At 68.5% G+C, this 21,706-nt stretch carries 18 protein-coding genes; 7 read left to right on the top strand and 11 right to left on the bottom strand.

Annotated elements, in window-relative coordinates; all coding sequences use genetic code 11:
* Positions 1-251 precede the first annotated feature (251 nt).
* Positions 252-1,058 (bottom strand): SDR family NAD(P)-dependent oxidoreductase, encoded by an 807-nt coding sequence (locus tag ACFWB8_RS24930; RefSeq protein WP_385231129.1) that lies wholly within the window; start codon positions 1,056-1,058, stop codon positions 252-254.
* Positions 1,059-1,800: 742 nt separating this feature from the next.
* Here ACFWB8_RS24930 and ACFWB8_RS24935 point away from each other — a divergent pair.
* Positions 1,801-2,217 (top strand): hypothetical protein, encoded by a 417-nt coding sequence (locus tag ACFWB8_RS24935; RefSeq protein WP_385231132.1) that lies wholly within the window; start codon positions 1,801-1,803, stop codon positions 2,215-2,217.
* On the top strand, positions 2,214-2,546 hold the full coding sequence (locus ACFWB8_RS24940) for a winged helix-turn-helix domain-containing protein (RefSeq protein ID WP_373040477.1): 333 nt from the start codon (positions 2,214-2,216) through the stop codon (positions 2,544-2,546). Before ACFWB8_RS24935 ends, ACFWB8_RS24940 begins: the two co-directional genes overlap by 4 nt.
* Before the next feature lie 66 nt (positions 2,547-2,612).
* Here the strand turns inward: ACFWB8_RS24940 and ACFWB8_RS24945 are convergent, their stop codons facing one another.
* The 8 genes from ACFWB8_RS24945 to kdpF (ACFWB8_RS24980) form a co-directional block, all read right to left on the bottom strand.
* Positions 2,613-5,156, bottom strand: coding sequence for an ATP-binding protein (locus ACFWB8_RS24945; protein WP_385231137.1), 2,544 nt, complete (start codon positions 5,154-5,156; stop codon positions 2,613-2,615).
* Positions 5,157-5,195: 39 nt separating this feature from the next.
* Positions 5,196-5,885, bottom strand: coding sequence for a response regulator (locus ACFWB8_RS24950; RefSeq protein ID WP_385231140.1), 690 nt, complete (start codon positions 5,883-5,885; stop codon positions 5,196-5,198).
* 118 nt (positions 5,886-6,003) lie between these two features.
* Positions 6,004-6,720: a potassium-transporting ATPase subunit C gene (locus ACFWB8_RS24955; RefSeq protein ID WP_385231143.1), complete on the bottom strand. Its 717-nt coding sequence runs from the start codon at positions 6,718-6,720 to the stop codon at positions 6,004-6,006.
* A gap of 6 nt (positions 6,721-6,726) precedes the next feature.
* A complete protein-coding gene (gene kdpB, locus ACFWB8_RS24960) occupies positions 6,727-8,832 on the bottom strand; it encodes a potassium-transporting ATPase subunit KdpB (RefSeq protein ID WP_385231146.1) in 2,106 nt (701 codons plus the stop codon).
* Positions 8,829-10,493, bottom strand: coding sequence for a potassium-transporting ATPase subunit KdpA (gene kdpA / locus ACFWB8_RS24965; RefSeq protein ID WP_385231149.1), 1,665 nt, complete (start codon positions 10,491-10,493; stop codon positions 8,829-8,831). The genes kdpB (ACFWB8_RS24960) and kdpA overlap by 4 nt, the downstream gene beginning before the upstream one ends.
* A 6-nt stretch (positions 10,494-10,499) precedes the next feature.
* Entirely contained in the window at positions 10,500-10,589 is a 90-nt protein-coding gene (gene kdpF, locus ACFWB8_RS24970; RefSeq protein ID WP_037789535.1) for a K(+)-transporting ATPase subunit F, read from the bottom strand.
* Between the two features lie 239 nt (positions 10,590-10,828).
* Entirely contained in the window at positions 10,829-11,581 is a 753-nt protein-coding gene (locus tag ACFWB8_RS24975; RefSeq protein WP_385231154.1) for a DUF4118 domain-containing protein, read from the bottom strand.
* A gap of 34 nt (positions 11,582-11,615) precedes the next feature.
* The gene (gene kdpF / locus ACFWB8_RS24980) at positions 11,616-11,705 is read right to left on the bottom strand and encodes a K(+)-transporting ATPase subunit F (RefSeq protein WP_037789532.1); all 90 of its coding nucleotides are present in this window, start codon (positions 11,703-11,705) and stop codon (positions 11,616-11,618) included.
* 241 nt (positions 11,706-11,946) lie between these two features.
* Between kdpF (ACFWB8_RS24980) and ACFWB8_RS24985 the strand changes: the two genes are divergently transcribed.
* The 4 genes from ACFWB8_RS24985 (at position 11,947) to ACFWB8_RS25000 (ending at position 18,589) form a co-directional block, all read left to right on the top strand.
* Positions 11,947-13,833, top strand: coding sequence for an APC family permease (locus ACFWB8_RS24985; RefSeq protein ID WP_385231159.1), 1,887 nt, complete (start codon positions 11,947-11,949; stop codon positions 13,831-13,833).
* Positions 13,834-14,093: 260 nt separating this feature from the next.
* On the top strand, positions 14,094-16,244 hold the full coding sequence (gene kdpB / locus ACFWB8_RS24990) for a potassium-transporting ATPase subunit KdpB (protein WP_385231162.1): 2,151 nt from the start codon (positions 14,094-14,096) through the stop codon (positions 16,242-16,244).
* Between the two features lie 158 nt (positions 16,245-16,402).
* Positions 16,403-18,340 carry an amino acid transporter gene (locus ACFWB8_RS24995; protein ID WP_385231165.1) on the top strand — a complete coding sequence of 646 codons (1,938 nt, stop codon included), beginning with the start codon at positions 16,403-16,405 and terminating at the stop codon, positions 18,338-18,340.
* Between the two features lie 63 nt (positions 18,341-18,403).
* On the top strand, positions 18,404-18,589 hold the full coding sequence (locus tag ACFWB8_RS25000) for a hypothetical protein (protein WP_385231168.1): 186 nt from the start codon (positions 18,404-18,406) through the stop codon (positions 18,587-18,589).
* A gap of 133 nt (positions 18,590-18,722) precedes the next feature.
* On the opposite strand, the gene ACFWB8_RS25005 is transcribed toward ACFWB8_RS25000, so the two are convergent.
* Positions 18,723-19,397 (bottom strand): helix-turn-helix domain-containing protein, encoded by a 675-nt coding sequence (locus tag ACFWB8_RS25005; protein ID WP_385231171.1) that lies wholly within the window; start codon positions 19,395-19,397, stop codon positions 18,723-18,725.
* A 183-nt stretch (positions 19,398-19,580) separates the two neighbouring features.
* Here ACFWB8_RS25005 and ACFWB8_RS25010 point away from each other — a divergent pair, with 183 nt between their 5' ends.
* Positions 19,581-20,771: a cytochrome P450 gene (locus ACFWB8_RS25010; RefSeq protein ID WP_385231174.1), complete on the top strand. Its 1,191-nt coding sequence runs from the start codon at positions 19,581-19,583 to the stop codon at positions 20,769-20,771.
* A 168-nt stretch (positions 20,772-20,939) separates the two neighbouring features.
* Here the strand turns inward: ACFWB8_RS25010 and ACFWB8_RS25015 are convergent, their stop codons facing one another.
* The gene (locus ACFWB8_RS25015; RefSeq protein ID WP_385231177.1) at positions 20,940-21,671 is read right to left on the bottom strand and encodes a MerR family transcriptional regulator; all 732 of its coding nucleotides are present in this window, start codon (positions 21,669-21,671) and stop codon (positions 20,940-20,942) included.
* Positions 21,672-21,706 lie beyond the last annotated feature (35 nt).

Here is a 21,706-nt window from a genome sequence, read left to right on the forward strand (position 1 = left end):
TTTTTTTTTTTTTTTTTTTTTTTATCTTTACCCCCAACCCCCCTTTTTTTTTTTTGGGGGTCTTTTTGTTTGTTGTTTTTTTTTTTTTGGTTTTGGTTATCGTCAACTCGGGGGGGGGGGGCGGCCGTGTGGGGGGGCCCCCCCCGCGGGATGGGCTGATCGCTAGCAGGCGGGCTTGCTGCCGTGGTTGGAACCCTTCTTGCGGCGGGCCTTCTTCTTGCGTGCGCGCTTGGACATGTGCGGGTACCCCTTCAGGCGGTGTGGCCGACGAGGAGGTCGGCGAGCTTGTTGAGGCGCTTGATCGTGCGGTCCTCGGTGGCGACGGCGGCCGGGGCGACGCGCTCGGAGCGGTCGTAGTAGGCGCCGTTGACGATCTCGGTAGCGGGGTCGCAGAGCCGTACGACGTGCTGGGCGCCCTCGGCGGCAGACGCGCCCTCGTTGCCGTAGAGGGGGAGGAGCCCGGTGTCGCAGACACCGGGGTGGACGGAGACCGCGGTGACGCGCGGGTCGGAGGCGAAGACGGTCAGCGCCAGCTGCGACTGCGCGTAGGCGGCGAGCCGCGAGTAGCGGCGCTCCCGGTTCGGGTCGCTCCACTGGATGGCTGCGGTGCGGTGGAGGGAGGAGGAGACGTTGACGACGCGCCCGCCCGGGGCGCTGGTGAGGGCGGGTTCCAGGAGGTTGGTGAGGAGGTAGTGCGCGAGGAAGTTGACCTGGAAGGCGATCTCGTTGCCGTCGACGGTGAGGGTGTGGCGCTCGGGGGCGGCGATGGCCGCGTTGTTGACGAGTACGTCGAGGCGTGGGTGTTCCCGTACGACGGCGTGGGCCAGGTTCTCGACTTCCTCCAGACGGACGAAGTCGGCGGCGAGCGGGCGCAGCAGGGCGCTGTCGATGCCCTCAGTGGTCACCAGACGGTCGGCCGCGGCCTGGGCCTCCTCGGCGGTGCGGCCATGGAGAAGGACGACCGCGCCGCGCTGGGCGAGCTGGCGAGCGGTCTCGTAGCCGATGCCGGCGGTTGCGCCGGTGACGAGGACGGTACGTCCGGACAGGGATGAAGACATGTCGGATTCCTGGAAGCAGGCATGGCTGACGCGCCCGGCGCCCCCGGCGTTGGGAAGGGAGCGAGGGCTCAGGTCATGCGGTGAAGGGGAGGACGCGTACGAAGCCCTGGCCGGAGTCCTTCAGGACACTGGTGGCAGGTACGCGGAGGACGCGCGGCCGATGTCAGAGGGCCGGGTGGACAGCGGGCGCCGTCGGCTGCACCGGATTCGGTGGCCGATCGTCGTAGCGCGGACCGCTGTTCATGCCTTCATCCCAGCGCATCGGGGAGGCCGGGGCAAGATCCTGAACGGGACTTTGACGGTCTTCTGATGTAGATCGGGTGACTGTGTGAATCCGGTCTTCGCGCAGGTCATTAGGGCCGCGTCAAAGATCGACGACCACGCGGAAGGAACACGTAAAGGAGCGTTGTCACGGACGTCGTCCGGGAGCAGACTGGCGGAGCGACGGAGCCGGTGACGGTCCGGTGGCACGCGGCTGGAGGTCGGTGACCTGAACACCGCCGAAGATGCGTATGGTCCGGCCGTGGGGGTACGGGCCGATGCGACCGCGTGCTGGTTAACGTCGCACAACACATGAGCCGTCCAGCTTCCGGTGTGGGGATACCGAGCTGGGCGGCTCGCGTGTTTCGGTCGTCAACGAGCACGCGGGCAGGCATCCATCCCGGCAAATAGTTGCTAATGTGGAAAGTAGATGCCGAGTGGGCAGGTACAGGCTGCTCGGCGCCGACGGGAGGCGTGTGCCATGTCTGAACAGGCCAATGCGGTCGCATCGTTGAAGGGGATTGCGCGGATCGAGGCGACCGCGCGGGGGCGAAGCGGCTGGTACGTCGGCTATCTCTGGCTGTTCGCCGTGTGGCAGCTCGCTCTCGTCCCGGCGGTGCTGATGTGGCACGGGCGGACGGGGACGCTCGTCAGCACGTTGGCGAACGCCGTTGTGGTCATGGGGTTGTCCGTGTTCGCCACGAGGCAGCCCGTGGTCCCGCGCGGCTACGGCAGCAGGCATCTCAGGGTGATCGGCGCCTGGGCGGTTGCCTACGTCCTGACGCTCGTGCTCGGCTTCACCGTTTTCCTGGACAGTGTCGCCTTCGTGGTCGTGGCCGCTGTCGCCTGCGCGCTGCCGGCCGCTGCGGCGGCCTGGCGTGAGGCGCGCGCCGTATGACGCCGGAAGTCTCGGTGGGTGGCAGTCAGGGCCCTCATCCGCGACACGGACTTGCACCCCTTCTCGCATCGGCCGTGCGTCTGTCGATCGTCGCGGCTCTCGCTCCTGTGGAGAAGGCCGAGTTCGCCTATGTGCGGGACCTCGTGGAGATCACGGACTCTGCACTGTCGAAACAGGTCTCGCGCCTTGAAGAAGCGGGCTGGGTGACGGTGGAGAAGGGGCAGGTCGGGCGTCGGCCCCGGACCTGGCTGTCTCTGACCGAGGAGGGGATGACCACCTATCGGCGTCACCTCGCCGCCCTCACGGCCATCGCGGGCCTTCTGAGTTGATGCGGGGGGACGATCGCCGGCCACAGGATGTGACCGGCGATCATCGGGCCTGGTCCGCGGGCCGGTTCAGGTGACCGCCGACGTCGGGAGATCCGCTGTGACCGGCGGTGCGCCGCCCGCTATGGGGAGGGTGATGACCATGGTGAGGCCGCCGCCGGGGGTGTCCTCGGCTGTGAGGGTGCCGCCGATGGCCTCGGTGAAGCCGCGGGCGACCGCGAGGCCGAGGCCGACTCCGGCGCCGCGCGGGGCGTCGCCGTGGCGCTGGAACGGTTCGAAGATTCGGTCCTTGGCCTCGTCGGGGACGCCGGGGCCGCGGTCGACGACGCGCAGTTCCACGCGCTCGTGCAGGGCGCTGGCGGTGACGTTGACGGGCTGGCCGTCGGGGCTGTACTTGACGGCGTTCTCGACGATGTTGGCGACGGCCCGTTCCAGCAGGCCGCGGTCGACGGCGATCATCGGCAGCGTTTCGGGGATGTCCAGCTCGATGCTGTCCTCGGGTACGCCGCCCAGGGCCATCGGGACGACCTCGTCGAGGTCGGTCTCCCGGATGAGGGGGACGACGGTGCCGGTGTTGAGGCGGGACATGTCGAGGAGGTTGCCGATCAGGGCGGCGAGGCGGTCGGCGCCGTCCTCGATGCCTTCGAGGAGTTCGGCCTTGTCGTCCTCGGACCATTCGACGTCGTCGGAGCGCAGCGAGCTGACGGAGGCCTTGATGCCGGCGAGCGGGGTGCGGAGGTCGTGGCTGACGGCGGCGAGCAGTGCTGTGCGGATGCGGTTGGCTTCGGCGAGTTCGCGGGACTTCTCGGCCTCGTCGACGAGGCGCTGGCGGTCGAGTACGACGGCTGCCTGGGCGGCGAAGGCGCCGAGTACGCGCCGGTCCTCGGCCGGGAGCACCCGGCCGGTCAGAGCGAGGGCCATGTTGTCGCCTATGGGCAGGTCTACGTCGGCGTCCTCGGGACGTCGGACGGGGCTGGTGCCGACGGATGCGGCCGTGGTCCAGGGGTCCACGTCGCTGGTGCGCTCCAGCAGGGTGACCGACTGCATGGCGAAGGTCTCGCGCAGCCGTTCGAGGAGGGCGTCGAGGGAGTTCTCCCCGCGCAGGACGCTGCCCGCGAGGAACGAGAGGATCTCGGACTCGGCGCGAAGGCGGGCCGCCTGGTGGGTGCGCCGGGCTGCGAGGTCGACCACCGAGGCGACGGACACGGCCACTCCCACGAAGATCGCGATGGCCACGATGTTCAAGGGGTCGGAGATGGTGAATTCGTGCAGCGGCGGGGTGAAGTAGTAGTTCAGGAGCAGGGACCCGAAGGCTGCCGACGCCAGGGCGGGGAGGAGCCCGCCGAGGAGAGCCGCCGCCACCGTGAAGGTGAGGAAGAGCAGCATGTCGTTGGCGAGGCCGAGCTCGGGGACGACCTGGCTCAGCAGGACGGTCAGCAGCGCGGGGCCGGCGATACCGGCGAGCCAGCCCCAGATGATGCGGGAGCGGCCGAGCCGCGCGCCGCGGGCGACGGGCAGGCCGCGGCCCTTGGCAGCCTCGTCGTGGGTGACGATGTGGACGTCGAGGTCGGGTCCGGATTCGCGGGCGACGGTGGCGCTGACGCCGGGGCTGAACACGGACTGCCAGGAGCGGCGGCGGCTGACGCCGAGCACGATCTGGGTGGCGTTGACCCCGCGGGCGAACTCGAGCAGCGCGTCGGGGATGCTGTCGCCTATGACGTGGTGGAAGGTGCCGCCGAGGTCCTCGACCAGGGTGCGCTGGACGGCGAGTTCCTTGGGCGAGGCGGATGTCAGCCCGTCGCTGGCGGCGATGTAGACGGCGAGGACCTCCCCGCCCGCGCCCTTCTCGGCGAGGCGGGCGGCACGGCGAATGAGCGTACGACCCTCGGGGCCGCCGGTCAGGCCCACGACGATGCGTTCGCGGGCCTGCCAGGTGGAGCGGATGTTGTGCTCGCCGCGGTATTCCTGAAGGTACTCGTCGACCCGGTCCGCCACCCACAGCAGGGCCAGCTCGCGCAGCGCGGTGAGGTTCCCGGGCCGGAAGTAGTTCGAGAGGGCGGCGTCGACCTTGTCGGGCTTGTAGACGTTGCCGTGCGCCATGCGGCGCCGCAGCGCCTGCGGGGACATGTCCACGAGTTCGATCTGGTCGGCCCGGCGGGCGACCTCGTCGGGGACGGTCTCCCGCTGGCGCACACCCGTGATGGTCTCGACGACGTCGCCGAGGGACTCCAGGTGCTGGATGTTGACGGTGGAGACGACGTCGATGCCCGCCTGGAGCAGCTCTTCGACGTCCTGCCAACGCTTGGCGTTGCGCGAGCCGGGCACGTTGGTGTGCGCGAGCTCGTCCACGAGCGCGACCGCGGGGCGGCGGGCGAGGATCGCGTCGACGTCCATCTCGGTGAAGGTGGCGTCCCGGTACTCCAGCTCGCGCCGCTCGATGAGTTCGAGGCCGTGCAGCATGACCTCGGTGCGCGGACGGTTGTGGTGCTCGACGAAGCCGACGACGCAGTCGGTGCCCCGCTCGATCCGGCGGTGCGCCTCGGAGAGCATCGCGTACGTCTTGCCGACGCCCGGCGCCGCGCCGAGGTAGATGCGGAGCTTGCCGCGTCCCATGTTCCGACTCTTTTTCTCTGCTGTGGATCGGACGGGTGACTAGGGTTCGAAGCGGTAGCCCATGCCCGGTTCGGTGATCAGGTACCGGGGGTGGGAGGGGTCCGCTTCCAGTTTGCGCCGTAGCTGGGCCATATATACACGCAGGTAGTTGGTGTTCTCCCCGTAGGCCGGTCCCCAGACCTCCAGAAGGAGCTGACTCTGAGTGATCAGGCGGCCGGGGTGGGTGATGAGGATTTCAAGCAGGTGCCATTCGGTCGGGGTGAGCCGTACGCTGCGCCCGCCCCGCTGCACCTTCTTCGCGACCAGGTCGACGGTGAACTCTTCGGTCGTGACCACGGAGACCTCGTCGGCCGGCGAAGCCGCCGGGGCTTCATGTCTCCGGGCGGCTGCCCGCAGCCGGGCCAGGAGCTCGTCCATGCTGAACGGTTTCGTCACGTAGTCGTCCGCGCCCGCGTCCAACGCACGGATCTTGTCCTCCGAGGTGTGACGGGCGGAGAGGACCAGGATGGGGACCTTGCTCCAGACGCGGACACCCTTGATGACTTCGATGCCGTCCATGTCGGGGAGTCCGAGGTCGAGCACTATGACGTCCGGCTTGTGGGAGGCCGCGAGCCGCAGGGCCGAGCCGCCGTCGGAGGCCTCCTCGACCTCGAATTTGCGCGCCTGGAGATTGATCTTGAGCGCGCGGACGAGCTGAGGGTCGTCCTCCACCACCAGCACCCGGGTCATGGGTGTGCAGCCTTCCTTCGTAACGGGCATGGCACGAGGCCGGCGGGGCGCTGGGCCCCCAGCGGTAGCTGGGGGAGCTCCGCGCCCCGCCGGCGCTCAGACCGTGCGATGTGGAACATCAGCTCTTGGTCAGTGCCTTGAGGGCGATGTTGAGCTCAAGAACGTTGACGCGGGGTTCGCCCATGAAGCCGAGGGTCCGGCCGGTGGTGTGGTCGGCGACGAGCTTCTCGACCTGCTTGACGTCGAGCTTGTTCTGCTCGGCGACGCGGTGGACCTGGAGCGTGGCGTACTCGGGGGAGATGTCCGGGTCGAGCCCGGATCCGGAGGAGGTGACGGCGTCGGCCGGCACGTCCTCGGGCTTGACCGTGTAGCCGGCGGTGGAGTTGTCCGCGATCACGGCGTCCTTGGCATCCACGACCTGGGCGCAGAGCGTGCCTTCCTCCGCGTCCTTGGTGCACCGGCCGCCCACGGCTCCGTTGTCGGCGGAGCGGTTGGTGGCGCCGGACAGGATCAGCGAGTACTGCATGTTGACGCTGTTGCTGCCCAGGCCGTTGGAGGGACGCGGCTGGAACCACTTCAGGTCCGGCCTGGCCGCCTCTTCGGCGTCGTTAGGGTCCTTCTTCGGCAGGTTGTAGCTCTGGCCGATGAGGGAGGAGCCGACGACCTGACCGCTCTTGTCCTTGATCTCGGACCCGTTGGCCTTGTCGTTGAAGAGGGCCTGGGCGATCCCGGTGACGGCGAGCGGGTAGATGACCCCGCAGATCACGGTCAGGACGAGCAGGGCGCGCAGGCCCGCACCGATCAGGCGGACGGTGCTGGATACGGAATTGTTCATGGCAGATCAGCCGATTCCGGGGATGAGGGAGATGAGCAGGTCGATGATCTTGATGCCGATGAACGGGGCGATCAGACCGCCCACGCCGTACAGCCCGATATTGCGGCGCAGCATCTTGTCGGCGCTGGTCGGCTTGTACTGGACGCCCTTCAGAGCGAGCGGCACCAGCGCGATGATGATCAGTGCGTTGAAGATGACCGCGGAGAGGATCGCCGACTCGGGGGAGGCCAGGCCCATGATGTTGAGCTTGTCCAGGCCCGGGTAGACCACGGCGAACATGGCCGGGATGATCGCGAAGTACTTCGCGACGTCGTTGGCGATGGAGAAGGTGGTGAGCGCCCCGCGGGTGATGAGGAGCTGCTTGCCGATCTCGACGATCTCGATGAGTTTGGTGGGGTTGGAGTCCAGGTCCACCATGTTCCCGGCCTCCTTGGCTGCCGAGGTGCCGGTGTTCATCGCCACGCCGACATCCGCCTGGGCGAGGGCGGGGGCGTCGTTGGTGCCGTCGCCGGTCATCGCGACGAGCTTGCCGCCGGCCTGCTCCCGCTTGATGAGGGCCATCTTGTCCTCGGGGGTGGCCTCGGCGAGGAAGTCGTCCACGCCCGCCTCCTCCGCGATCGCCTTGGCCGTCAGCGGGTTGTCACCGGTGATCATGATCGTCTTGATGCCCATGCGGCGCAGCTCGTCGAACCGCTCGCGCATGCCCTCCTTGACGACATCCTTGAGGTGGATGACACCCAGGACACGGGCCCCCTTGTCGTCCTTCACGGCGACGAGGAGCGGAGTGCCGCCCGCTTCCGAGATCTTGTTGGCGAGCGTGTCGGCGTCGTCGGAGACCTCGCCGGCCTGCTCCTTGACCCAGGTGATGACCGAGCCGGCCGCGCCCTTGCGGGTCTGCTTGCCGTCGACGTCCACGCCCGACATGCGGGTCTGTGCGGTGAAGGCGATCCACTCGGCGTGGGCGAGTTCGCCCTGGTGGCGCTCGCGCAGCCCGTACTTCTCCTTGGCGAGGACCACGATGGAACGGCCCTCGGGAGTCTCGTCCGCGAGGGAGGAGAGCTGGGCGGCGTCCGCCAGCTCGGCCTCCGTCGTGCCCTTGACCGGGACGAACTCCGACGCCTGGCGGTTGCCGAGGGTGATGGTGCCCGTCTTGTCGAGCAGCAGCGTGGAGACGTCGCCCGCGGCCTCGACGGCGCGGCCGGACATGGCGAGCACGTTGCGCTGGACCAGCCGGTCCATACCGGCGATGCCGATCGCCGAGAGCAGAGCACCGATCGTGGTCGGGATCAGGCAGACCAGCAGGGCCGTGAGCACGATCATCGACTGCTCGGCGCCCGCGTAGATCGCGAAGGGCTGGAGGGTGACGACCGCGAGCAGGAAGACGATGGTGAGGGACGCCAGCAGGATGTTCAGGGCGATTTCGTTGGGCGTCTTCTGTCGGGCCGCGCCCTCGACCAGCGCAATCATCCGGTCGATGAAGGTCTCGCCGGGCTTCGTCGTGATCTTGATGACGATCCGGTCGGACAGCACCTTCGTACCACCAGTGACCGCGCTGCGGTCGCCGCCCGACTCTCGGATCACCGGGGCCGATTCGCCCGTGATCGCGGACTCGTCGACCGACGCGACGCCCTCGACGACGTCACCGTCGCCCGGGATGATGTCGCCGGCCTCGCAGACCACCAGGTCACCGATACGAAGCTCCGCGCCGGGCACCTGTTCCTCGCCCTTGCCGTCCTTGGTCAGGCGGCGGGCGACGGAGTCGGTCTTGGCCTTGCGCAGGGTGTCGGCCTGGGCTTTGCCGCGGCCTTCGGCGACGGCCTCGGCGAGGTTGGCGAAGATCGTGGTGAGCCACAGCCAGGCGGTGATGGCCCAGCCGAACCAGTCCGTCGGGTCCTTGATCGCGAGGACGGTGGTGACGACCGAGCCGATCAGGACGACGAACATGACCGGGGACTTGATCATGATCCGGGGGTCGAGCTTGCGGATCGCGTCGGGGAAGGACCTCAGCAGCTGCTTGGGGTCGAAGAGGCCGCCGCCCACGCGTCCGCTGCCCGGCTTGTGGCCGGTGGGCACGTCCTGGTGCGGAGCCCTTGTGGGTGTGGCGGTGCTCATGATGCGAGCCCTTCGGCGAGCGGTCCCAGCGCGAGGGCCGGGAAGTAGGTCAGACCGGTGACGATGAGGATCGTGCCGACGAGGAGGCCCGTGTAGAGCGGCTTGTCGGTACGGAGCGTGCCCGCGGTCTCGGGGACGGGCTTCTGCTCGGCGAGCGAGCCGGCCAGCGCCAGGACGAACACCATCGGCAGGAAGCGGCCCAGCAGCATCGCGATACCGATGGTGCTGTTGAACCACTGCGTGTCGGCGTTCAGGCCCGCGAACGCGGAGCCGTTGTTGTTGGCGCCCGAGGTGTAGGCGTAGAGGATCTCGGAGAAGCCGTGCGCCCCGGTGTTGGTCATCGAGTTGGCCGGGGTGTCCAGCGCCATGGCCGCGGCGGTGAAGCCCAGCACCAGAGCGGGGGTGATGAGGATGTAGCAGGCGGCGAACTTGATCTCGCGGGTGCCGATCTTCTTGCCGAGGTACTCGGGGGTGCGGCCGACCATCAGGCCGGCGATGAAGACGGCGATGATCGCCATGATCAGCATGCCGTAGAGGCCGGAGCCGACGCCGCCGGGCGCGATCTCGCCCAGCTGCATGCCCAGCAGCTGGATGCCGCCGCCCAGTCCGGTGTAGGAGGAGTGGAAGGAGTTGACCGCGCCGGTCGAGGTGAGCGTGGTCGCGACCGAGAAGATGGCGGAGGCGCCGATGCCGTAGCGGGTCTCCTTGCCCTCCATCGCTCCGCCGGCGATGTCGAAGGCCGGGCCGTGGTGGGCGAACTCGGTCCACATCATCAGCGCGGTGAACCCGATCCAGATGGTGGCCATTGTCGCGAGGATCGCGTAGCCCTGGCGCAGGTTCCCCACCATCCGGCCGAAGGTGCGGGTCAGCGCGAACGGGATGACGAGGATCAGGAAGATCTCGAACAGGTTCGAGAACGGGGTGGGGTTCTCGAACGGGTGGGCCGAGTTGGCGTTGAAGTAACCGCCACCGTTCGTGCCCAGCTCCTTGATGACCTCCTGCGAGGCGACCGCCCCGCCGTTCCACTGCTGCGATCCGCCCATGAACTGGCCGACCTCGTGGATCCCGGAGAAGTGCTGGATCGCGCCGCAGGCGACCAGGACGATCGCGCCGATCACCGAGATCGGCAGCAGGATACGGACAACTCCGCGGACCATGTCGGCCCAGAAGTTGCCGAGCTCACCGGTGCGGGACCGCGCGAAGCCCCGTACGAGGGCCACGGCGACGGCCATGCCGACCGCGGCGGACACGAAGTTCTGCACCGCCAGGCCGCCGGTCTGCACGACGTGGCCCATGGCCTGCTCGCCGTAGTACGACTGCCAGTTCGTGTTGGCCACGAAGGAGGCGGCGGTGTTGAAGGCCTGGTCCGGGTCGATCGCGGAGAAGCCGAGCGAGCCGGGCAGGATGCCCTGGGCCCGCTGCAAGCCGTAGAGGAAGAGGACGGAGACTGCGGAGAAGGCGAGGACGGCGCGGAGGTAGGCGGGCCAGCGCATCTCGGCGGCGGGGTTGGCGCCGATCGCCTTGTAGATCCACTTCTCCGGCTTGTAGTGCTTCTCGGAGGAGTAGACGCGGGCCATGTAGTCGCCCAGCGGGCGGTAGGCCAGCGCGAGTGCGGCGATCAGTGCGAGGAGCTGGAGCACACCAGCGAGAACGGGACTCATCGGTGGCTAGAACCTCTCCGGGTACACAAGGGCGAGGACGAGGTATCCGAGCAGGGAGACGGCCACCACGAGGCCGACGATGTTTTCGGCGTTCACAGCTTGGTCACCCCCCGGGCGATGAGAGCCACCAGCGCGAACACCGCGACCGTGGTGACGACGAAGGCCAGATCGGCCACCGTGAGCTCCTGGATGAAGAGGGAGGAAATGAATCGGCCAGATGGCCGATGACGAGATAACCGTGTCTTCAGCCCGGCGTTAAGACACCTTGACGGGGTCCATACGGGCGCAGGGGAACTCTTAACGCCACGCTTACGCGTGAAGCCGTGAATCGCCGGTCAGCCCTGGTGGGACAGGCCGGCCGTGTCCAGGGCGGCGCCGACCTGCGCGGCCAGCGCGACAGCCACCAGGCGGGCCTCTTCGGGGGGCAGGGGGCGGTCCGGCAGCGGATCGAGGAGGAAGCGGCCGTAGTAGTGGCCGCCGCCGACCACCCTCAGCTCGGTCTCCCCGTCCGGCCAGTCGGCGTACTCGGTGATCCGGCTGCCGCTGCGCAGCCACAGGCTGCCGTCGTGCTCCAGGCGCGGCCGGTGCCCGAGCAGCCTGCCGTACTCGAAGCGGCAGCCGCGCAACCCCAGCAGGCCGACGAGCTCCCGGCGCACGCACTCGACCACCGCCTCAGGCGAGCCGCCGTCCTCGACCAGCCGGGCGGTTCCCTGGAGGCTGGACAGGTGCGCGGCGTCGGTGACCACCACCGTCCGGAGCCGCCGTACGCGTACGGCCAGCTGCGAGACGATCAGCCCGACGACGAGCAGGAGGACAGCTGTCTGGATCTCGTCACCGCCGGCGATGGCGAATTGCTGGTAGGGCCTGGTGAGGAAGAAGTCGAACCAGGCGGCCGCTGAGAGTGCGGCCAGCGCCCCGGCTGCCCGGGTGCCGAGCGCGGCGACCGCGACCACCGCGACGACCATGATCAGAGCCTCGTTGGTCGCCGAAAGGTCGGTTCGGAACGGCACGAGCGCGAGCGCCACGAGGAAGGGAATCACGAGGGCCGCGAGCAGGACGGCACGGTCGTGGAGTCGGTACCCGGACATGTGATGCCTCCCGTCCGGACATGACGGTCTTGGTTCAGAACCTCTCGGGCCTGATGAGGGCGGCCACGAGATAGGCAAGCAGAGCGACGGCGACGATGAGCCCGACCACGTTTTCCGCGTCCATCAGCGTGTACTCCCTTGGTTCCGTTGGACATGTGTCGCCCATATCAAGCGTGCCCCCGGTCGATGAAGGAGCCACGCACCCTGGCGAGGTCTTGGCGCACCCCATACGACATTGCGGCCCCGGCGTCAGGAGTGCGTGAAGAGTGGGGCGGCGGTCGTATGGATTCCGCCAAGAGCGCTGGTCATTCGGCCATGCCATCCCGACGCTGTCCTCACTTTGTCCAATCGGAGGAACAGCGAAGATGGCCATACACAGGGGAAAGACGACCGCGGCAGGACAGGCGCCGGGCACGGAGGAACCTCCTGATACCGGCGTACGGACGCCTCCCGAGGCACCGGACCGGCACCGGCTGACCGCCCTGCAAGGCCTGGCCGCGCTGTCGCTCGACGCGATGGCCTCCGTCGCATACGGGCCTGAGTCGATCGTGCTGGTCCTGGCGGCAGCCGGTGCCTACGGCCTCGGGTTCACCCTCCCCGTCACCCTCGCGATCGCCGCACTGCTCGCCGTGCTGGTGGCTTCGTACCGGCAGGTGATCGCCGCGTTCCCGGACGGTGGCGGGTCGTACGCCGTCGCCAAGAAACACCTCGGCCGACGCACCAGCCTGGTGGCCGCGGCCTCGCTGATCCTCGACTACGTGCTGAACGTGGCCGTCTCCGTCACCGCCGGCGTGGCCGCCCTGACCTCGGCCTTCCCGGAGCTGTACGGGGATCGGGTGTGGATCTGCCTCGGGGTCCTGGTCCTGGTCACGGCGGTGAACCTGCGCGGGATCGTGGAATCCGCCAAGGCGTTCCTCGTACCGACCGCCGTGTTCGTCGGGTCGATCCTGGCCATGGTCGTGGTCGGACTGTTCCGTGATGGACCGGTGAGCACCGCCTCGGCCGCCGGACACGCCTCCGCGCTCAGGGAAGGCGCCACCACCGTCGGCGCCCTGTTGCTGCTGAAGGCCTTCGCGTCCGGCTGCTCCGCCCTGACCGGCGTTGAAGCCGTGGCCAATGCCGTCCCGTCCTTCCGCGCCCCGGCGGCCCGCCGGGCCCAGCGTACCGAAGTGGCGCTCGGCGCCCCGCTCGGCGTGATGCTGATCGGGCTGTCGGTGCTGATCGGCCGGTTCCATCTCCAGCCCGTGGAGGGCGTCACCGTACTCGCCCAGCTCGCGGATGCCTCGTTCGGCCACAACGCTGCTTTCTACGTCGTCCAGTTCGCCACCATGGTGCTGCTGGCGCTCGCCGCGAACACCTCCTTCGGCGGGCTGCCCGTCCTGATGAGCCTGCTGGCCCGCGACAACTACCTGCCGCACGTTTTCGCCCTCAAGGCGGACCGCCAGGTGCACCGCCACGGCGTGGTGTGGCTCGCGCTCGTATCGGGTGCCCTGCTCGTGTTCTCGGGCGGCGACACCAACACCCTCGTCCCGCTCTTCGCGATCGGTGTCTTCGTCGGCTTCACCATCTGCCAGGTCGGCATGGTCCGGCACTGGAACGGCGAACGCCCCAAGGGCTGGCAGGCCAAGGCCGCCCTCAACGGCTTCGGCGCCCTGCTTACCGGAGTCTCGGCGCTCGTCGTGACCGCCACCAAATTCGCTGAGGGCGCCTGGCTGATCGTGCTCGCCCTGCCGCTGATCGTCCTTGCCTTCGAGAGCATCCACCGCGCCTACGCGCAGATCGGCGAACGTCTGGAGCTCGGCCGCATCCCTCAGCCGCCCCAGCGTTCCCGCTCCCTGGTCGTCGTCCCCGTCTCAGGGCTGTCCCGCCTGACCTGCCAAGCCCTCACCGCCGCCAGCTCGCTCGGCGACGAGGTCCTCGCCGTGACCGTCACCCACTCCGGTCCGGAGGACCGGCAGGCAGCCGAAGCCCTGCGCCGGGACTGGGAGCTGTGGAAGCCCGGCGTCGAGCTGATCGAAGTCTCCTCCGATACCCGTTCGCTCGGCCGCCCGGTGTCGGCGTACGTGCGCGAGCTGACGCAGGCGCACCCGGACGCCCAGGTGACCGTCCTCATCCCGGAAACAGAACCTGCCCGCCTGTGGCAGCGGATGCTGCAGAACCAGCGCGGCTCCGTCGTCGCCCACGCGGTCCGCCGCGACACCGACGCGGTCATCTGCCGGCTGCGTTTCCGCATCACCTCCGACGCGCGTTGACGTGCCGTTGACGGCGGCTTGACGCGTCTCGTGCGCCGCCGTCAAGAAGGTGCCAATTCCCCCGCGCACATGGGGTTTTCCTCTGGAACGGGCAGTAGTTTCCTGCCTGTTGCGCCGCCGGGGATCTCGACTACTCACATGACGGCCGAGGGGGTCCATGCGAGACAGTCCCCGGCGGCGACACCCCTCACCCGCACCCAGTCCTTGCCCGACCCTGCCGGCAGGGGGGTGCCCAGCCGAACTCACCAGAAGGTCGCTTCATGCCTCCCGCCGCCGCGCAGCACGTTCCCCCGGATCTAGGCACCCCTCCGCGGACCCCGGTCAACCGGCCTTCCCGGAAACGCTCCGGCCAGGTGAACGTGCTGGAGCCCGAGCTCCTTGCCACCTCGGCCAGGGAGGCCGTCGCCAAGCTCCATCCGCGTGAGCTGGTGAAGAAGCCGGTGCTCTTCGTCGTCGCGGTCGGATCGGTCCTGACCACGCTGTCGGCGCTCATCCACCCTTCGGTCTTCACCTGGGTGATCAGCGTCTGGCTGTGGCTGACGGTCCTGTTCGCCAACCTCGCCGAGGCCGTAGCCGAAGGTCGCGGCCGCGCCCAGGCCGAGTCGCTGCGCAAGGCGCGTACGGACACGGTCGCGCTCCGGCTCAAGCACTGGACCTACGGGACGAACCTGCGCAGCGCCGAGACCGAGGTCGTAACCCCGGCCGAACTCCAGCCTTTCGACTTCGTGCTCGTCGAGGCGGGGGAGCTGGTTCCGGCCGACGGTGACGTGGTCGACGGCGCGGCGATGGTGGACGAGTCGGCCGTCACCGGTGAATCGGCCCCCGTGCTCCGGGAGTCGGGCGGTGACCGGTCCGGAGTCACCGGAGGAACGACCGTCCTGTCGGACTCGATCGTCGTACGGGTCACCTCGCGCTCCGGGAACAGCTTCATCGACCGGATGATCGCGCTGGTCGAGGGCGCCACCCGGCAGAAGACCCCGAACGAGATAGCGCTGAACATCCTGCTGGCCGCCCTGACCGTCATCTTCATCCTGATCGTGGTCAGCATCCAGCCGATGGCCGCGTACGCGGGCGCCGCCCAGTCCACGACCGTGCTGGTCGCGCTCCTGGTCACCCTCATCCCCACCACGATCGGCGCCCTGCTCTCCGCGATCGGCATCGCCGGCATGGACCGCCTCGTGCAGCGCAACGTCATCGCGCTGAGCGGCCGCGCCGTCGAGGCCGCCGGTGACATCAACACCCTGCTCCTCGACAAGACAGGCACCATCACGCACGGCAACCGCGAGGCCGCCGCCTTCATCCCGCTCCCCGGCATCGACCACACCAAGCTCGCAGACGCCGCCCAGCTGTCCTCCCTCGCCGACGAGACCCCCGAAGGCCGGTCCGTCGTCGCTCTGGCCCAGCGGTACGGACTCCAGCCGGCCGCCGCCGAGGACCTCAGCAACCCGCGCTTCACCGAGTTCAGCGCCCGCACCCGGATGAGCGGTGTCAACCTGAGCTGGGACAACGGCGCCGGCTGCGCCATCCGCAAGGGCGCGGTGGTGGAGGTCATGGACTGGGTGGCTATGCGCGGCGGGACCGTACAGGCGGAGGCCGCCGCATGGTCCGCCCAGGTCTCCCAATCCGGCGGGACCCCTCTGCTGGTGGCGGTCCACGACTGGGACGGTCCGCGGGTCCTCGGCATCATCCACCTCAAGGACGTGGTCAAGGAGGGCATCCAGGAGCGGTTCGCGGAGCTGCGGAGCATGGGGATCCGTACGGTCATGGTGACCGGCGACAACGAGCTGACGGCCCGCGCCATCGCCGCAGAGGCGGGGGTGGACGAGTACCTCGCCCAGGCGACGCCCGAGGACAAGCTCGCGCTGATCAAGCGGGAGCAAGCCGGCGGCAAGCTGGTCGCCATGACCGGTGACGGTACGAACGACGCCCCCGCCCTCGCGCAGGCCGACGTCGGCGTGGCGATGAACACCGGCACCTCGGCCGCCAAGGAGGCCGGGAACATGGTGGACCTGGACTCCAACCCCACCAAGCTCATCGAGATCGTCGAGATCGGCAAGCAGCTCCTCATCACCCGGGGTGCGCTCACCACCTTCTCCATCACCAACGACGTCGCGAAGTACTTCGCGATCATCCCGGCGATGTTCACCGCGGCCTACCCGGGACTCGAAGCACTCAACATCATGGGCCTGAGCAGCCCCACCTCTGCGATCACCTCGGCGATCATCTTCAACGCGCTGATCATCGTCGCCCTCATCCCGCTCGCCCTGCGCGGTGTCCGCTACCGGCCCGCCTCCGCGCACGACCTGCTGCGCCGCAACCTCGGTGTCTACGGCCTCGGCGGGCTGATCCTGCCCTTCGTAGGCATCAAGCTCATCGACCTGGTGGTGTCCACCATTCCCGGCCTCGGCTGACCTCGGGAACACTGCGGCTACGCCACAGGTAGCTCAGTTCGCGTTAAGGACGCGTCAGGATTGCCTCAGCCGCGGGCATATGCGATCAATCTGCGTACGCTTGCTCCGCCGTCGGTGTCGATGGCTGATTCTTTGCCGTACGACAGGAGCTCCCCACGATGGCCACCCCGGCCCGCTCCTCGCGCCTGCGCGCGTGGATGCTGGAAGGCTTGACCGCCGAGAACAGTTCGCCCGCCGCCAAGGAGGCGGCGGCCCAGCCCCACGGCCGGCCGTGGTGGCGGGTCATGTGCCTGACGGGTCTGGACTACTTCTCCACCCTCGGCTACCAGCCCGGCATCGCGGCGCTGGCGGCCGGGCTGCTGTCGCCGCTCGCGACCATCGTGCTGGTCCTGCTCACTCTCTTCGGCGCGCTACCGGTCTACCGGCGAGTGGCCGAGGAGAGCCCGCACGGCGAGGGCTCGATCGCCATGCTGGAGCGGCTGCTGACGTTCTGGAAGGGGAAGCTGTTCGTCCTGACCCTGCTCGGGTTCGCGGCGACCGACTTCCTGATCACCATCACCCTCTCAGCCGCGGACGCTACCGCGCACCTGGTGGAGAACCCGCACCTCACCAGCACGTTGCACGGCCACGAGGTGCTGATCACCCTCATCATGATCGCGCTCCTCGGGGCTGTGTTCCTCAAGGGGTTCAGCGAGGCCATCGGCGTCGCCGTCGTCCTCGTGGCCACGTACCTCAGCCTGAACGTCGTCGTGGTGGCGCGCGGCTTGTGGGAGGTGGCCGCTGAACCCCATGTCGTCACCGACTGGACCGAGGCGCTGACCGCCGAGCACGGCAACCCGCTCATGATGGTCGCCATCGCCCTCATCGTGTTCCCGAAGCTCGCGCTGGGCCTGTCCGGCTTCGAGACCGGTGTGGCGGTCATGCCGCACGTCAAGGGCACCCCCGAGGACACCGAGGACAAGCCGGCGGGCCGGATCCGCGGTGCCAAGAAGCTGCTGACGACCGCGGCCATCATCATGAGCGTCTTCCTGATCACCAGCAGCTTCATCACCACGCTGCTGATCCCGCCAGCCCAATTCCAGCCAGGCGGTGAGGCCAACGGACGGGCCCTGGCCTACCTGGCCCACGAGTACCTGGGCTCGGCCTTCGGCACGGTCTACGACATCTCCACGATCCTGATCCTTTGGTTCGCCGGGTCGTCGGCGATGGCCGGTCTGCTGAACCTGATGCCGCGCTACCTGCCCCGGTACGGCATGGCGCCCCACTGGGCGCGAGCGCTGCGACCGATGGTCATCGTCTTCACCCTTGTCGCGTTCCTGGTGACCTGGATCTTCAACGCCGATGTCGACGCGCAGGGCGGCGCGTACGCCACCGGTGTCCTCGTCCTGATCACCTCGGCCGCGGTCGCCGTGACCATCGCCGCCCGCCGGGCGGGGGAGCGCGGCTGGACCATCGGCTTCGGCGTCATCTCGGCTGTCTTCATCTACACGACCGGCGTCAACATCGTCGAACGTCCCGACGGCGTGAAGATCGGCGCCTGCTTCATCGCCGGCATCATGGCCCTCTCCCTCCTCTCCCGTCTGGCCCGGGTCTTCGAGCTGCGCGTCACGCACATCGAGTTCGACGACATGGCCCAGCGGTTCATCCGCGACACCGCCAACCGCACGATCCGGTTCATCGCGAACGAGCCCGACAACCGGGACCTCGCCGAGTACCGGCAGAAGAAGGAACAGATCCGCGCGGACAACGACATCCCTGCCGGGGACGACGTCATGTTCGTCGAGGTCACCGTCCTGGACGCGTCCGAGTTCGAATCGGGCATGCGCGTACGCGGCGAAGTGCTGCACGACCGCTACCGCGTCCTGACCCTGGAGAGCTCCAGCATCCCCAACGCTCTGGCCGCCTTCCTGCTGCACGTCCGGGACGAGACCGGTCAGCGGCCGCACATCTACTTCGAGTGGACCGAGGGCAACCCCTTCGCCAACTTCTTCCGCTTCTTCCTCTTCGGCCAGGGCGAGGTCGCCCCCGTCACCCGCGAGGTCATCCGCGAGGCCGAACCGGACCGCGCCCGCCGTCCCCACGTCCACGCGGGCTGACATCAGCGCCAAGATGCCGACAGGAAACCCTCCGGATACTCGCCCCCACGCGGATCCGGAGGGATGCTCGCTGTCGTGACCATCTCCTGGCGCCCCGATCGCGCCGTCCGCCGGACCGTACTCGCCCTCGGGGCGGCAGGCCTGACCGTCATCGCCACCGGCGCGATCCTCGATGCCTGTGGCTGCTCGGTATCGGGGGTCTGGGCGATCATCGCAGCGATGGTGATCGAGCTCGTCTACCGGCCCTAGCCGCCGATGTCCCGGTTGCGGTAGCCCTCCGGCGTTTCGCGCCGTACAAGGATCCGGGCCGTGCCCTCGTGGACCGCACCAACCGCGGCAGGAACTGGTCCGCCGGCGGACCAGACGGTCCCGCTGAGACCCGTCACGCCAGGAGGCGGCGGCATCGGTCGGCCGACTCCAGCATGTCCAGGCTGACCTGTTCCAGGAACGCGCCCACCTTGGCCAGCCGCTGACCCACGGGGCTCTCGGGCCCGTACGTCTGCACCGCGGCCGTCGAGGCCTGCGCTGCCTCGAGCGTCTGCCGCGAGCTGATCACGATCGAGTGGTACCAGGCGTCGTCGTCGACCACGTAGATGTCGCGACGCCGCAGCGGATCGCGCTCGCGCCGGACATACCCATGCTCGACCAGGAAGTTCACGGCTACGGAGACGGAGGCCGGGCTGACCTTCAGTCTGCGGGTCAGCTCGGCTGCTGTGCGCCTGCCGTCCTCGGACAGCAACAGGTCGACGTGCACGCGTGCTGTCATCCTCGGCAGTCCCGATCTGACCGCCAGCTCGATGATCTCCTCTTCCATCGTTCCGCCGGGCGCTTCGGCCGCGCGTGGGGGTGCTGGTGTGCCGCGCTGCGCCCGCTGGACCGTCGCCAGCTGCGCCTGCTGGGGCCGGTAGCCGCCGGGGCCGCCGTTGCGTGCGATCTCCCGGCTGATCGTCGAGGTCGGCCGGTCGAGCCGCCTGGCGATCTCGGCGTAGGAGAGCTTGCCGGCGAGTCCGGCCGCGATGTGCTGGCGTTCCCGCTGGGTCAACCGTCCTCCAGGCATGCCGCCAGTATTGCCTTCACCGCCACTCAATGCAACGCACCATTGCATTCGAGCGCAGCGTCATTGCATCAATTTGGCACTCTTCACCTGCATTTATGTGTTCCAATGGATTGCAGCAATCCTAAATGCAACGTAGCTTTCGAGTTGTATCAAACGCGCACTATCGCGAGGTGAGGAATGGTCATGGATGAATCCCTTCACACTGTTACGACGCTGCCGACGGAGCGTCAGTCCGGTTGTCCCTTCGACCCTCCGGCAGAGCTGATCGATGCCCGTCGGCACGGCCCCGTCAGCCGCTACACCCACCCCGGCGGGAAGGCCGGCTGGATGATCACCGGATACGACCTGGTCAGGTCCGTCTTGGCCGACCCGCGGTTCAGCTCGCGCAAGGACCTCCTGAACGTGGTCGACTTCGAGATCCCTCCGGCGCCGCCCGGCGAGTTCCTCCTCATGGACGACCCCCAGCACAGCCGCTACCGGAAGCCGCTGGTCGGTAAGTTCACCGCACGGCGGATGCGACTGCTCACCGAGCGCATCGAGCAGATCACCACCGACTGCCTGGACGCCATGGAGAAGGCGGGGCCGTCGGCGGACCTGGTGACCGCGTTCGCCAAGCCCATCCCCACCATCATCATCTGTGAGCTGCTGGGGGTGCCGTACGAGGACCGGGCCTCCTTCCAGGAACAGATCGACAAGTTCATGAACGGGGAGACGGGCGACGAGGAGCTGATGGCGGCCTACACCGCGACCCAGCACTACCTCGCGGAACTGGTGGCCGCCAAACGTGCGAACCCCACCGACGACGTGCTCAGCGAACTCACCGACAGCGACCTGACCGATGAGGAGCTGCAAGGGATCAGCCTGATCCTGCTGGCGGCCGGCTTCGACACCACTGCCAACATGCTGTCCCTCGGGACCTTCGCGCTGCTGCAGAACCCGGAGCAACTGGCCGCGCTGCTTGCCGATCCCGCGCTCATCGACCAGGCCGTCGAGGAGCTGCTGCGGTATCTGAGCGTCGCCAAGTCGTTCATGCGGACGGCACTGGAGGACGTCGAGGTGGGCGGCCAGACCATCAAGGCCGGCACGACGGTCGTCCTGTCGTACAACACCGCCAACCGCGACCCCGAGCGGTACCCGGATCCCCACACGCTCGACCTCGGGAGGGACTCCGGCGGGCACCTGGCCTTCGGCCACGGCATCCACCTGTGCCTGGGCGCGCAGCTGGCCCGCATCGAGATGCGGGTCGCGTTCACCGCGCTGCTGGGGCGTTTCCCCACGCTGCGCCTGGCCGTACCGGCCGAAGACGTCGCCCTGCGCCCGGAGACCGCGGACATCTACGGGGTGAAGAGCCTCCCGGTCACCTGGGAGGTGTGACCTCCGGCCGGTGACGGGAGAGGTCGCGTACGGCCGCCGCGGCCGGGCTGTGGTTGCCGGACTGCGCGGACCGCGTCCGCGGCGCCGGCTGGACAGTGAGCAGGGTCCTGGCATCGCGACGGGTCCGAGGAGAGACACGCCTCGCAGGCCGCTCCGGGGGCGCTCACGTCATGCGTCCAGTTGGGCGCGAATGAGGGAGCCGAGCCGTTCCCATGCCGGGGACGAAGCGTTGACTCTGCTCTGGATGAGGGCGGGGATCTCAGAGCCCGTATCCAGCCCGGGCCGTTCGTCGGGCCCGTAGCGCTCCCGATTCGCCTCGGCGATCCTGCGGGCGAGGTCCTCGAGCCGCGGGTCGTCGGCGTCGAGGTCGTGTGCGTGGTCGTAGCCGAGGAATAGCCGCCGTAGAGTCGGGTCGGCCAAGATCTCGGCCTGCTCGTGAAACAGGGTGGTCGCACGGTCCGGGTGGGTGGCGAACACGAGGATCCACAAGTCGCGTTGCAGGTCCACCCATCGAGGCGTGAATCCCCATCGGGCCAGATCCTCCAGATGGGCGAAGACCTCGCCGGGCAGTGGCACCAGACGCCCGGCGGCGAGCCGGCGCAGGCGCCCTTGAGTGTCCTGCAGGCTGCGGATGCGGGCGTCGAGTTCGTCGTCGATCTCGCCCAGCGCCTGCCGGAATTCCTCCTCGCCCGCCGCTCTCAGATACCGGATACGAGCGAGGGGGACACCGGCTTCTGCCAGTGTCCGGATCTTGATCAAAGCGACGGCGTCGTTCGCACCGTACCGCCGGTAGCCGGACGCATCGCGGTCGGGCTCGGGGAGCAACCCCTTGTCGTGGTAGACGCGGACGGTCTTGATCGACACTCCGATGTAGCCGGCCAGCTGTCCGATGGCGATCACCCGGCCATCGTCCCACTTGACCTTGCCCCAGGGGC

Source organism: Streptomyces sp. NPDC060031, from assembly GCF_042736805.1.
Taxonomy (GTDB): domain Bacteria; phylum Actinomycetota; class Actinomycetes; order Streptomycetales; family Streptomycetaceae; genus Streptomyces.

What these genes read in the sequence shown, in the direction of transcription:
- ACFWB8_RS24930 (WP_385231129.1), bottom strand. Translation starts at nt 1,058, where the DNA reads ATGTCTTCATCCCTGTCCGGACGTACCGTCCTCGTCACCGGCGCAACC.
- ACFWB8_RS24935 (WP_385231132.1), top strand. Translation starts at nt 1,801, where the DNA reads ATGTCTGAACAGGCCAATGCGGTCGCATCGTTGAAGGGGATTGCGCGG.
- ACFWB8_RS24940 (WP_373040477.1), top strand. Translation starts at nt 2,214, where the DNA reads ATGACGCCGGAAGTCTCGGTGGGTGGCAGTCAGGGCCCTCATCCGCGA.
- ACFWB8_RS24945 (WP_385231137.1), bottom strand. Translation starts at nt 5,156, where the DNA reads ATGGGACGCGGCAAGCTCCGCATCTACCTCGGCGCGGCGCCGGGCGTC.
- ACFWB8_RS24950 (WP_385231140.1), bottom strand. Translation starts at nt 5,885, where the DNA reads ATGACCCGGGTGCTGGTGGTGGAGGACGACCCTCAGCTCGTCCGCGCG.
- ACFWB8_RS24955 (WP_385231143.1), bottom strand. Translation starts at nt 6,720, where the DNA reads ATGAACAATTCCGTATCCAGCACCGTCCGCCTGATCGGTGCGGGCCTG.
- kdpB (WP_385231146.1), bottom strand. Translation starts at nt 8,832, where the DNA reads ATGAGCACCGCCACACCCACAAGGGCTCCGCACCAGGACGTGCCCACC.
- kdpA (WP_385231149.1), bottom strand. Translation starts at nt 10,493, where the DNA reads ATGAGTCCCGTTCTCGCTGGTGTGCTCCAGCTCCTCGCACTGATCGCC.
- ACFWB8_RS24975 (WP_385231154.1), bottom strand. Translation starts at nt 11,581, where the DNA reads ATGTCCGGGTACCGACTCCACGACCGTGCCGTCCTGCTCGCGGCCCTC.
- kdpF (WP_037789532.1), bottom strand. Translation starts at nt 11,705, where the DNA reads ATGGACGCGGAAAACGTGGTCGGGCTCATCGTCGCCGTCGCTCTGCTT.
- ACFWB8_RS24985 (WP_385231159.1), top strand. Translation starts at nt 11,947, where the DNA reads ATGGCCATACACAGGGGAAAGACGACCGCGGCAGGACAGGCGCCGGGC.
- kdpB (WP_385231162.1), top strand. Translation starts at nt 14,094, where the DNA reads ATGCCTCCCGCCGCCGCGCAGCACGTTCCCCCGGATCTAGGCACCCCT.
- ACFWB8_RS24995 (WP_385231165.1), top strand. Translation starts at nt 16,403, where the DNA reads ATGGCCACCCCGGCCCGCTCCTCGCGCCTGCGCGCGTGGATGCTGGAA.
- ACFWB8_RS25000 (WP_385231168.1), top strand. Translation starts at nt 18,404, where the DNA reads ATGCTCGCTGTCGTGACCATCTCCTGGCGCCCCGATCGCGCCGTCCGC.
- ACFWB8_RS25005 (WP_385231171.1), bottom strand. Translation starts at nt 19,397, where the DNA reads ATGCCTGGAGGACGGTTGACCCAGCGGGAACGCCAGCACATCGCGGCC.
- ACFWB8_RS25010 (WP_385231174.1), top strand. Translation starts at nt 19,581, where the DNA reads ATGGATGAATCCCTTCACACTGTTACGACGCTGCCGACGGAGCGTCAG.